Below are 11,380 nucleotides of genomic sequence, written 5' to 3' on the forward strand. Positions count from 1 at the left end.
TCTTTGTTTTTTTCATAGTCGTGTCTGGTTCAGAAACAGAAATGCCTGCCATCCGGCAGGCATTTACTGGTTATAGGTTAAGGCTTTTCTTCAACTCATTGAAATCCGTATCGGGAGCAGAAGCAGTGGAGCAACCTTTTTGCTGGGCCTGCTGCTGAATGTTTTGCACGCGGTTATCCGGGTTGGGGTGCGTGCTCAGGAATTCAGGTGGGTTGCTGGACTGCGCCTGGGAGTTCAGCTTTACGAAGAAGCCGGCTGCTCCGTCGCAGGCATAATATTGTGTGCCGCCCAGGTATAGTACGGAGGTATTATCCGCTTCGGTTTCAGCTTCACGGCTAAAGCGCAGGCCCGTGAGCGTGCCTGCCAGCTGGGCTGCTATTTGCTTGAGGGCCCCCGGGTTGTTCCCCAGCGCAACAGACAGCAGTATCGAAATACCGTAGTCGCGCTGCAACTGGCGTACGCTGTGGCGCTTATCCGCATGCGCGATCTCATGCGCCAGCACCCCTGCAAAGTGGTCTTCATCCTCCAAAAACTTCATAAGACCGGTATACACATAGATATGGCCGCCGGGCGTAGCAAATGCGTTGAGCATTTCGGGATCGTTGATGATCTTCACATCCCAGGCAAATTCGTTCTTATACTTTACTTCGGCCGAATTGAGCACGCGGTTGACGATCCGGTCGAGGTGGGTATAGGCTTTCTGTACATTGGCGCTGCTGTTGGTACGCTCCAGTAGCTGCCCTTTGGCGCGGTACGTCGAGTCTACCTCATGTGCTACCTGCTGTCCCAGGCTGATGTCATCCTGAATGGAAAAGATAACGCCCTCATTGTCCTTGCAGCTGCTGAAGCAGCATACGCTGATCAGAATCAGGAGAAAGCGTGCTGTGGTGTTGAAATACTTCATAAAAGGTATTCGATAAAAATGGTAAATGTAAGTGTTAAAAATAAGAGTTTTCTCCTGGCTTTCACCAGGAGAATCGGCTTAGAAACTGTAGAATCTATGTTTTTAGTATGCCCTTACGGAATAATATTCCCTTTGTTGAATCTTGAACGGATAGCTATACCTGCCCGAATAGGTATAAACAAAAAAGCCCCTGATCTTCAGGGGCTTTTTCTTACGTGTAGTATGCCTTATTTTACGGAAGAGGTCCCTACCGGGTTTCCGTCTGTGTCCAGCTCTATCACCTCATACTGAAGCTTTTGTAGTTTCGGCAACACGGTTTTCTTATCGCCTACCACGACGATGTGCATGTTCTCTACCGGCAGGTTTTTCTTTGCCAGCGCATCGATCTCCTGCTTGGTGATCTTGTTGAGAATATCCGTCTGCTTCTTCACATAGTCCTTCTTGAGGTCGTACTCCAGCAGGCGGCCCAGGAAGCCGGCTTTCTGGCCTGGCGTCTCGTACTTGCGTGCGTCTGACTGCCCGATGGAGCTCTTCATGAAGGCTACTTCGTCTTCGCGGATGCCGTTGTTTCGGTAGTCGGTAAGTTCTTTCATGAACTCGGTCACCGACTCCGCCGTAGCATCGGCACGCACACCGGCAGCAGATGTGAAGGTACCGCCATACTGTCCACCGCTGAAGCCGGAACGGGCGCCATAGGTATAGCCTTTGTCTTCCCGCAGGTTCAGGTTGATGCGGCTATTGAAGGCACCGCCCAGGGTATAGTTCATCAGTCCGGACTTGTAGTAGTCACCCAGCGCGTCGAAAGGCATGGACACGTAACCGATCCGGATCTCAGACTGGGCAGCATCGGCTTTGTCTACGAAGTAGATGCGGGTCTTATCGATGGCCGGCGTCTTGGCGTCCGCCTGGATCTTCACGTTTTTCTTCTCCCACTTGTTCAGGAAGGCCAGTTTGCTCTTGATCTCCTTCTCGTTGATATCGCCTACCACAACCAGTTGCGAAACGGAAGGGGAGTAGTTGTTCTGGTAGAACCTCTTCACATCCTCCAGCGTGATATTGGCCACTGTCTCCGCAGTGCCGGATGTCGGGATGGACATGAAGTGGTTTTCACCATAGAGCATCTTGTTGTATACCTTGCTGGCAATGGCCGTAGGCTGGGTGGCCTGGTTGGCTATACCTTCGAGCTGCTGTTTTTTGAGGCGGTCAAAATCATCCTGGGCAAATTTAGGACGGTAAAGGCGCTCTTCCAGCAGGGCCAGGGTAGCATCTAGATTCTTGGTCAGCGACTGCACCAGCACGATGGTCTCGTCCGTGTCGCTCATGATCCGGATGGAGCTGCCCAGTTTATTCAGTTCATTGGTGAATTCTTCGGCCGTATACTTCTCCGTATCTTCGTTCAGGATCGAGGCCGTTAATGTGCTGATACCTGCCTTGGACGGATCAGCCATAGAGAGGCGGTGACCACCTTTTATCACCAGCTGCAGCGTTACGTTCGGGATCTCATCTGACTTGGAGCCGATCAGCTTCAGGCCGTTCTTGAACTTGCCCGTCCAGAATTCCGGTACGGTCACAACCGGGTTCGCTCCGGAAGCAGGGCGTTTGCTACGGTCAAATGTATCCACCGCTTTGGTATACTGCAGGCCGCTGTACTCATCCGCGCCCGCTACATATCCCTCTTTGGTCGGTGTGAAGTTATCGGCTTTGGCGATCAGCTCAGACTTGCCTTTGGGCACCACACTCAGGATGACGCTGCTCTTGCCTTTGATGTACTGGTTGTACACCCGCATGACATCTGCTTTGGTAACCGCCTGAATGCGCTTGAGATCTTCCTGTATATAATCCGGGTTGCTGCGGAATGTTTCGTACGCGGCCAGCTGCGATACCTTGCCGCTCACACTCGCCATGCGGTTGATCAGGTTAGACTCTGCCGATGCCTTGAAACGGACCAGGTCGTCTTCCGTGATGCCGCGCTTCTCAAATTCTTCGAAAGAGGTGCGTACCAGTTCTTCTGTCTTGGACAGCCCCTGGTTCGGGAATGCCGTTACAGATACAATAAATTCGCCTGCCAGCTCAGAAGAAGAATTGAACGTCGCTGCATTCAGGGCTTTCTGGTCTTTCACAAAGTTCTTGTAGAAGATCGAGTTCTTACCCTGACCGATTACTTCAGCCAGCACGTCCAGGGCCTGCTCATCTTTGTGGCCTGCTTGTGGCACCGGGTAGGTCATGCGCAGCATCGGGAAGCGCACGTTGTCTTCGTAAGAAACATAACGGTCTGCGGTAAGCGCAGGCACCATCGGCTTCATGTTCTGCACGCCAGGGCCTGCAGGTATAGCACCAAAGTATTTTTCTACCAGCTTCACCACATCAGCCGGCTTCACGTCGCCACCCACTGTCACGACCGCATTGTTCGGTCCGTACCAGCGTAGGAAGAAGTTCTTGAGGTCGTTTACATTCACACGGTTCAGGTCTTCCAGGTAGCCGATCACGGACCAGGAATAAGGGTGACCGTAAGGGTAGAGGGTCTTGCCGATGATCTCGCCGGACAAACCATAGGGTTGGTTGTCTACCCGCTGGCCACGCTCGTTCTTTACGGTTTCGCGTTGCACTTCAAACTTGGGCTGCGTCACAGCGTCCAGCAGGAAACCCATGCGATCCGCTTCCAGCCACAGGGCTGTTTCCAGCTGGTTGCTCGGCAAGGTCTCGAAATAGTTGGTACGGTCGCGGTTGGTGGTGCCGTTCAGCGTTCCGCCTGCTTCCGACACTACCTTGAAGTGTTCTTCGTCGGCTACGTTGTCGGAGCCCTGGAACATCATGTGCTCAAAGAAGTGTGCGAAGCCCGACTTGCCGACCTCTTCGCGGGCAGAGCCTACGTGGTAAGTCACATCCACGTGTACAACCGGATCGGAGTGATCCTCGTGCACGATGAGCGTAAGTCCGTTGGCGAGCTTGTATTTTTCGTAAGGTATGACCAGCTCAGAGCCTTTTTTGGTAACCTTCTCCACTAATTTTGTCTGAGCTTCTGCCGCAGTAACCACACTGGCCGTAAGCACGATACTCAAACTGATTTTCTGTAGCATGTTGATTGGTTTTGATGAACGAATGGTAAGACCAATATAGAGTAAATTGGTTTAATGCTACAGAGAATATAGACGAATGCCTATTTTGTTTCGGCGAATACCTGTTTGGCAAACATGGCCGACACTGCAAGGGTGAGGAGCGCCACAACCAGCATAGCCGTTGTTATCAGAAAAGCCATACCTGCTGTCTGGGTCGAGTTGATTTCCTGCGGCTCCCGTACCATCTCCAGCAGCCGGATAAAATACGTGCCGGCGCGCCAGCCCAGCAGCAGGGTCAGGAGGCCGGCTTCGCCTGTGCCCAGCAGAAAGCCCCAACGTTTGCGCCGGTTCAGGAAATGTCCGGCTATCAGGGCCAGTAAGCCCCCGGCTATACCTGTTATCAGCGCTGTCCGGGCCTGGTCGCCGGCTATGTCCACGGCTACGGCACCACAACCCAGCATAAAAACGCCGAAGAAGGCGTAGAGGTAGGAAATCTGCTTATGTATTGTCATTTGATTTGTCTTTTTTCTGTGGCAAATATAGCGCAGATAATGTTAAGGAGGAGTAACAACAGGAGGATATGCTCTGGCGGCAGCAACAACTTTTGACAGGAACTGAAGTATTACCCTCTGGAGGTCCTTAAGGCCTCATGCGATGGGAATGAAGAAAAACGAGCTCCACGAATTATACAGAGACCCCGCGTTATCGGCCGAGTGGGCCGGCCTGCGCTATACGACAGATGAAAAACCCGGCATCACCCGCAAAAAAGCCGGCTCCGGCTATACCTACCTGGACCGGAAGGGCGAGCGCGTGACGGATGAGAAGACACTGGCGCGTATCCGGAAACTGGTCATTCCTCCCGCCTGGACGGAGGTATGGATCTCACCATCGGCCAAAGGACACCTGCAGGCCACCGGCCGGGATGCCAAAGGCCGCAAGCAATATATTTATCATCCGGATTGGCAGCAGGCCCGCAACCTGACCAAGTTTGGCCGCATGATCACGTTTGGCAAAACGCTTCCGGTGCTCCGGCAGCAAATCGAGGAAGACATCAATTCCAAACACCTGGACAAGCGCAAGGTAACCGCCGTTGTGCTTTCCATCCTGGACAACGCGCTGATCCGGATCGGGAACCGCCACTATGCCAAATCGAACCAATCCTATGGCCTGACGACCCTGCGGGACAGGCACGTCACCTTCAATGGCAGCACCATCACTTTTGCTTTTAAAGGAAAGAAAGGAGTGGAGCACGAAATAGATCTGAAGGACCGCCGGCTGGCTAACCTGGTCAAGAAGTGCAAGGATATTCCAGGCTACGACCTGTTCCAGTATTATGATGAGAACGGGCAACGACAGACGCTGGAGTCGGGCGATGTGAACGAGTACCTGCGCGAAATTACCGCCCATGATTTTACGGCCAAAGACTTCCGGACCTGGGGAGGAACCGTGCGCATGGTCGAGTGCCTGGAGCGGGTGCTGGACGATGAGCCGGAGATGGAGAAGGAGAAGAGCATCAAGGAAGCCGTGAAGCATGTGGCGAAGGGCCTGGGCAATACTCCCAGCGTTTGCAGCAAGTATTACATTCACCCGGAAGTGGTCACACTTTTCAGGGAAGACAAGCTGCTGAACTACCTCAAAAAGCACGACGCCAGCAAATCCAAAAACCCGCACATGACCGCTATGGAAGAGTTTGTCCTCAAGATGCTGGAGCGGGTAGCGAAGACAGTAACCAGTTATCAGTAACCAGTTAACAATAAACAGTTAACATCATGATAACTGTTTATTGTTAACTGGTTACTGAAATCAGTTTCCCTCCTGGTCGTAGGCATGTACCCGCACGTCGCGGGTGGTATGGTCTTTGGCTTCGGTGCCGAAGTCGATCTCGTTTCCGCGCTCAGTATCGTATATGCGGGTGCATTTGCGCAAGCCTTTTACCGAGGATTTATCCGTTATACTGTCAGCACCCATACCGCCGTATACCTCGATCAGAATGCCGTCATCTACATGGCCCTCTATCGTGTACTCATCCTCTTCCCGAAGTCCGTGCAAGGTGATTTTCTTTGTTTCCGCTGTAAAGAACAACCGACGGTATAGCACTTTTTCAGGCACCTGTTCCAGGGCAGGACGGGTAACGGTGACTTCTGTACGATTATCATCCAACCGCCTGACCCGAAAGATATCCTTTTGGTCTGTGCCGGCTATGGTAACTTCTTCTGCCAGGACCGCATACATCTGTTCAGCTAATTCGGGTAACTGGTCCCGGCGGTTTTTCAGGCTTTGTTCAATTTCTGCTCCTTTCAAGGTAAAGACAGGCTGGGGAAATTGCCTGACAGCTTTGGCGAGCACGGCATCTGTCAGGTTTTGCTGCAACGCCTGGGCTATCTGTACCCAATCGCTCTTGCTGAGTTTGCTTAGCAGCCGCTCATCGATAAACTTTGCATTGATCATGAGCGCCTTCACATCCCCAACCTTGTTGCCGAAAGAATAGAGTTTACGTGCCAGCAGCTTGCTGGTCGCAAGGAAAGGGATGGCTCCGTCATTCATCTTCAGGAAAACCTGGTCCCGGTCTTTGGGAATCGGTTCATACCAGGTTTCGGTACCTTTGCTAAAAACCGCCCAATCCCACTGCCCTTTGTGGCGATCCCAGTCGCCCACGAGCACATCCAGCAGGCGGGCCCGGGCAAAAGCTTTCTGATCAAAATGGTGGGTATTGGTTTCGTAGCGGTTTCGCAGGGCTTCATCCGAGTCTGCAAATCCGGTTGCTTTACCAAAAGCGGCTGCATGATCTTTCGGAGCCTTAAATTTTTCCTCCAGCAGGTATACCTTTCCCTGCACCTCCCCGGCATAGCTGCCGAAAGAAGTATCGTCTGATGGGACGTAGTAATAACGCGGATTGGTATGGTATACCCCGGCGGCTTCGGCCAGCACCGGCACCACCAGCGCTCCGTACGGATTGGCGGCTGAGGTCTGGTCGCGGAGAATGTTGGTGACAAAAGTCGGACGCCAGAACTTGGCCAGTACCAGTACCGGGTCTTTGTCGATCGAGCGGAAAGCATAGATGCGTCCCAGGCTATCCTGCAGTTGAAAGCTGCTGGTTTGGTAACCGCCGGACTTTTTGATCACTTTCATCCCCCCATTCACTGTAGTCAGATCAAAGACGGGCAGTTGAACAGGCGTTGTCCAGATGTCGCGGTTGTGTCTGCCCCAGAAAAGGCGGTGTAGCCAGCCGCGTTCGTAATGCCGGCCGGCTACCACCCATACGCTATCGGGAGCCGGAGCTATACCTTGCTCCGGTGCATCCACCAAGGCATCTTTCTGAAAAAAATCGTCATCGGCACAACCGCTAAGGAGCAGGGTCAATACCAGTACAAGGGTTGTCTTATAGTTTAATAGCTGCATAGGGTGCGTAATCCCTCCTTTAACGCAGCCCTTGCAGAAGGTTTTTCTATTTTCGGTTTTCTCTGAAATATTGAATCAAACCTCGGGTGGAGCTGTCATGATCGGCATCCTGGTTGTTCAGCAGTTCTTCCTCGATGGTACCGGCCAGCTGCTTGCCCAGTTCCACTCCCCACTGGTCAAAGCTATACACGTTCCAGATCACACCTTGTACAAAAACCTTGTGCTCATACATGGCAATGAGGCTGCCCAGGTTATAAGGGGTCAGCGTATCGAACATGATGGAAGTGGACGGTTTGTTGCCTTCAAATACTTTATGAGGCACCAGCTGCTCCAGTTCTTCGCCGCTCATACCTTTCCTTTGCAGCTCTTCCCGTACTTCTTCTTCTGTTTTTCCTTTCATCAGCGCTTCTGTCTGGGCAAAGAAGTTGGACAGCAGCATCGGGTGGTGCTGACCGATCGGGTTGTGACTGTTGACGGGTGCCAGAAAATCCGAGGGGATCAGGATCGTGCCCTGGTGGATGAGCTGGAAGAAAGAGTGCTGGCCGTTGGTGCCGGCAGCTCCCCAGATCACCGGCTGGGTCTGGTAGTCTACGTATTCGCCGTTGCGGGCTGCGGACTTGCCGTTGCTTTCCATCTGCAGCTGTTGCAGGTATTCGGGCAGCAGGCGCAGGTACTGGTCATAAGGCAGCACCGCGTGGGTCTGAGCTTCAAAGAAGTTGGTATACCACACACTCAGCAGCGCCATCAGCACCGGTATGTTTTTTTTCAGCGGCGCGTCTTTCAGGTGCTTGTCCATGGACTCGGCACCGCGCAGCAGTTCTTCAAACTTATCGTATCCCAGGGCGCAGGCGATGGACAGGCCGATGGCCGACCACAGCGAGAAACGTCCGCCTACCCAGTCCCAGAACCGGAAGGTGTTTTCAGGCGCAATGCCAAATTTCGCTACCGCTTCGGTATTGGTAGACAGCGCTACAAAGTGCTTGCTGATATGCGCCTCTTCCTTTACCTTGTCCAGGAACCAGCTGCGGGCCGTGTGGGCGTTGGTGATGGTTTCTTTGGTCGTAAAGGTTTTGGAAGCGATGATGAAGAGCGTGGTTTCCGGGTCCAGCTTTTGTAGTACTTCAGCAGCATCCGTACCATCCACGTTCGAAATAAAATGTACTTCCAGGCCCGGTTTCTGGTACTTCTTCAGCGCCTCGCATACCATTTTCGGCCCCAGGTCAGAGCCGCCTATACCTATGTTGACGATATGCTTCACCTGCTTGCCGGTATAGCCCGTCCACGCACCGCTGTGCAGCTTGTCGCAAAATTCCTTCATCTGCCGCTGTACATCGCGCACTTCTTCGAGCACGTTTTCCCCCTCTACAACAAGGGCCTCATCCGTGAAGTTGCGCAAGGCGGTATGGAGTACGGCACGTCCTTCGGTGGCATTGATCTTTTCGCCGCGCAGCATACTTTGGATGGCAGCAGGCACCTGCATTTCCTCCGCCAGCTCGGTCAGCAGCTCCAGGGTCTCTTCAGTGATGCGGTTTTTGGAAAGATCGTACAGTGTGTCTTCCACCTGGAAAGAAAACTTTTGGAACCGGCGCGGATCTGCTTTGAAAAGATCACGCAGGTGCTGCGGCTGCAGTTGCGCAAAGTGTGTTTCCAGTTTTTTCCAGGCTTTGGCGGAGGTAGGTTTGTCGCTGTGTAGCATGTTTTATTTTGTAGTATTGGTTACGGCAGAAACTACTGCGAATCTGCCTGCCAGGTTATAGGTTAAACTTTTGATTCGTCAGCTTGATGCTCTAAATATACATTTTTTTCGGCTGTGCAGGCACTGTGGTATCATTTACCTATGGGCTGCGTAGGTTTAAGACCGGGCGAACGTATGCCAGCGCTGCCCTTCATCCGTAAATAATAAGAATTACGATAGTTATTTAAAGTAGAAACGATGAAAGAAGAGAAAAAGCAACCAACCGATCAGCCTTCCGGCAAAAAGAAACTCCTGCGGGAAGATGATGGGAAACGTACACCCCCGGCACACATGGAATTCTTAACCCGAAAGGAAACACCTGCCAACAAGCCCGAGCAGGGACCCGATGTGCCGCCGCATGAAAGGACTGAAGGCATTCCGTAACAGCTGCCTGTACGTCGTCCTGATCGACTCCTTTTGTCAGAGCAACAATTTGGCACTTGACGCCCTATACCTATACCTATACCTATACCTATACCTCGTATAGCTGCTCCGGTTTGCTCTTTGGCTTATTATAGCCGCGCTGCTGCTTCTTACGTTAGCAACCAAAGGTACAAGGCTGGCAGCAGCTCATAACTCCCAGCTTGGGGCAGGCAATGCAAGAAGGAGCGGCCACTACCCGATGAAGTGAAACATACTAAAAACAAAAAACCATGAGTACACTCAGTTCATTACTCAGTGAGAAAAATATCAAGGCCCTGATCCTGGACCTGGACGGCGTGGTGACGCAGACAGCACTGGTACACGCGCAGGCCTGGAAACGCATGTTTGATGCCTACCTGAAGAAGCGGGGCGAAGAAGAGGGGAAGCAATACGAGCCTTTGGTGATCGAGACTGACTACCGCGAATATATCGATGGTATACCACGCTACGATGGGGTCCGGAATTTCCTTCAATCCAGGGGGATTTCACTGCCGGAAGGCACGCCGGAAGACGGCGCTGGAGAACAAACCGTCAGCGGGCTGGGGAATCTTAAAAATATGTACTTTCAGGAATTGCTGAAGCAGGACGGGGTGGAGGTATACAAAGATACGGTGGCCTGGCTGAAGCAACAACGCAGCCAGGGTATGCGAACTGCTGTGATATCGGCTAGCAAAAACTGCGTGGATGTACTGCATGCTGCCGGCCTGGAAAAACTGTTTGAAGTACACGTAGACGGATTGCAAGCCGCTAACCTGGGGCTCAAAGGCAAACCTGCTCCCGATGTTTTTCTGGAGGCAGCAAAGCGCCTGGGTGTGCAGCCGCAGGAGGCCGCCATTTTTGAAGATGCCCGGAAAGGGGTGCAGGCCGGAAAAGCGGGTGGATTTGCCCTGGTAGTAGGTATAGACCGGACCCATGATGCCGGCGGCTTAAAAGAGAGAGGTGCCGATCTGGTTATCTCCGAATTCCCAAAGGAGTAAAGATGAGTATAACGACACAAACGATGACACAGAAACGCGAGGCACTCGAACTGCCTTCTGCCCTTGAAAAAAGCGAAGAACTGCAAGCCTTGTTAGATGCCAAATCACCTGCCGTCTTCCTGGACTATGACGGTTGCCTGACACCGATTGTAAAGGAGCCGGATATGGCCATCCTATCCGACGAAATGCGGCAGGCACTGCAGGAGCTGGCTGCTGTATGCAAAGTCGCCGTTGTCAGTGGCCGGGACCGCCAGAACGTGGAGCGCCTGGTGCAGCTCGATAACCTCTATTATGCCGGTTCCCATGGTTTCGACATCACGGGTCCGGGCGGCATGCAGGCCGAACCGGGAGGCGCCACAGCAGCTTTAACAGCACTGGATGAATCAGACAGCAGGTTGCAGGAGATGTTGCAGCACGTGCCCGGGAGCCTGGTGGAACGGAAACGCTATGCCATTGCCGTGCATTACCGCAACGTGGCCGATGAGCAGGTACAGGAGGTGATACAGGCAGTAGATGACGTGCTGGGCCAGCAGCCGCAGCTGAAGAAAGGGCTGGGCAAAAAGGTGATCGAACTCAAGCCGAACCTGGACTGGCACAAAGGCAAGGCAGTGCTGTGGCTGATGGAAGAACTCCGCCTGAATAAACAGCAAACCATCCCGCTCTACATCGGGGATGATATCACGGATGAAGATGCCTTCGCCGCCCTGCAGGAGCAAGGTATAGGTATACTGGTAGGAGAGCATGAGGACAAAACCGCCGCCACTTACCGGCTGGAGAATGTGGAGGAGGTGCGAACCTTTCTGGAAAACCTGACTACTACCATCAAACAAAAAGGCCATGTCTGAATGGAGTATTCTCTACACGCAATGGATCCCTAAAGAGCAGC

General features: G+C 52.8%; 9 protein-coding genes. 4 read left to right on the forward strand and 5 right to left on the reverse strand.

Annotation, left to right across the window (positions count from 1 at the left end):
* Positions 1 to 70: 70 nt before the first annotated feature.
* The 3 genes from OB13_RS15645 to OB13_RS15655 all read right to left on the reverse strand — a co-directional run bounded on the left by OB13_RS15645 (position 71) and on the right by OB13_RS15655 (position 4,472).
* Positions 71 to 904: a M48 family metalloprotease gene (locus OB13_RS15645; RefSeq protein WP_461491112.1), complete on the reverse strand. Its 834-nt coding sequence runs from the start codon at positions 902 to 904 to the stop codon at positions 71 to 73.
* Between the two features lie 227 nt (positions 905 to 1,131).
* Positions 1,132 to 3,981 (reverse strand): M16 family metallopeptidase, encoded by a 2,850-nt coding sequence (locus OB13_RS15650; protein ID WP_461491113.1) that lies wholly within the window; start codon positions 3,979 to 3,981, stop codon positions 1,132 to 1,134.
* Positions 3,982 to 4,061: 80 nt separating this feature from the next.
* Complete coding sequence (locus tag OB13_RS15655) at positions 4,062 to 4,472, reverse strand: hypothetical protein (RefSeq protein WP_461491114.1); 411 nt, start codon at positions 4,470 to 4,472, stop codon at positions 4,062 to 4,064.
* Positions 4,473 to 4,614: 142 nt separating this feature from the next.
* Here OB13_RS15655 and OB13_RS15660 point away from each other — a divergent pair, with 142 nt between their 5' ends.
* On the forward strand, positions 4,615 to 5,703 hold the full coding sequence (locus OB13_RS15660) for a DNA topoisomerase IB (RefSeq protein ID WP_461491115.1): 1,089 nt from the start codon (positions 4,615 to 4,617) through the stop codon (positions 5,701 to 5,703).
* Between the two features lie 60 nt (positions 5,704 to 5,763).
* Here the strand turns inward: OB13_RS15660 and OB13_RS15665 are convergent, their stop codons facing one another.
* Positions 5,764 to 7,359, reverse strand: coding sequence for a hypothetical protein (locus tag OB13_RS15665; RefSeq protein ID WP_461491116.1), 1,596 nt, complete (start codon positions 7,357 to 7,359; stop codon positions 5,764 to 5,766).
* Positions 7,360 to 7,405: 46 nt separating this feature from the next.
* A complete protein-coding gene (gene pgi / locus OB13_RS15670; RefSeq protein ID WP_461491117.1) occupies positions 7,406 to 9,055 on the reverse strand; it encodes a glucose-6-phosphate isomerase in 1,650 nt (549 codons plus the stop codon).
* A 237-nt stretch (positions 9,056 to 9,292) separates the two neighbouring features.
* Here pgi and OB13_RS15675 point away from each other — a divergent pair, with 237 nt between their 5' ends.
* The 3 genes from OB13_RS15675 to otsB all read left to right on the forward strand — a co-directional run bounded on the left by OB13_RS15675 (position 9,293) and on the right by otsB (position 11,339).
* Positions 9,293 to 9,478 carry a hypothetical protein gene (locus tag OB13_RS15675; protein ID WP_461491118.1) on the forward strand — a complete coding sequence of 62 codons (186 nt, stop codon included), beginning with the start codon at positions 9,293 to 9,295 and terminating at the stop codon, positions 9,476 to 9,478.
* Positions 9,479 to 9,747: 269 nt separating this feature from the next.
* Positions 9,748 to 10,494 carry a beta-phosphoglucomutase family hydrolase gene (locus OB13_RS15680; RefSeq protein ID WP_461491119.1) on the forward strand — a complete coding sequence of 249 codons (747 nt, stop codon included), beginning with the start codon at positions 9,748 to 9,750 and terminating at the stop codon, positions 10,492 to 10,494.
* A 23-nt stretch (positions 10,495 to 10,517) separates the two neighbouring features.
* A complete protein-coding gene (otsB, locus tag OB13_RS15685) occupies positions 10,518 to 11,339 on the forward strand; it encodes a trehalose-phosphatase (protein WP_461491120.1) in 822 nt (273 codons plus the stop codon).
* Positions 11,340 to 11,380: the final 41 nt, after the last annotated feature.

This window comes from Pontibacter sp. HJ8, assembly GCF_054824225.1.

Bases quoted from the DNA above. Each gene is read 5' to 3' on its own strand.
- OB13_RS15645 (WP_461491112.1), bottom strand. From the start codon at position 904: ATGAAGTATTTCAACACCACAGCACGCTTTCTCCTGATTCTGATCAGC.
- OB13_RS15650 (WP_461491113.1), bottom strand. From the start codon at position 3,981: ATGCTACAGAAAATCAGTTTGAGTATCGTGCTTACGGCCAGTGTGGTT.
- OB13_RS15655 (WP_461491114.1), bottom strand. From the start codon at position 4,472: ATGACAATACATAAGCAGATTTCCTACCTCTACGCCTTCTTCGGCGTT.
- OB13_RS15660 (WP_461491115.1), top strand. From the start codon at position 4,615: ATGGGAATGAAGAAAAACGAGCTCCACGAATTATACAGAGACCCCGCG.
- OB13_RS15665 (WP_461491116.1), bottom strand. From the start codon at position 7,359: ATGCAGCTATTAAACTATAAGACAACCCTTGTACTGGTATTGACCCTG.
- pgi (WP_461491117.1), bottom strand. From the start codon at position 9,055: ATGCTACACAGCGACAAACCTACCTCCGCCAAAGCCTGGAAAAAACTG.
- OB13_RS15675 (WP_461491118.1), top strand. From the start codon at position 9,293: ATGAAAGAAGAGAAAAAGCAACCAACCGATCAGCCTTCCGGCAAAAAG.
- OB13_RS15680 (WP_461491119.1), top strand. From the start codon at position 9,748: ATGAGTACACTCAGTTCATTACTCAGTGAGAAAAATATCAAGGCCCTG.
- otsB (WP_461491120.1), top strand. From the start codon at position 10,518: ATGACACAGAAACGCGAGGCACTCGAACTGCCTTCTGCCCTTGAAAAA.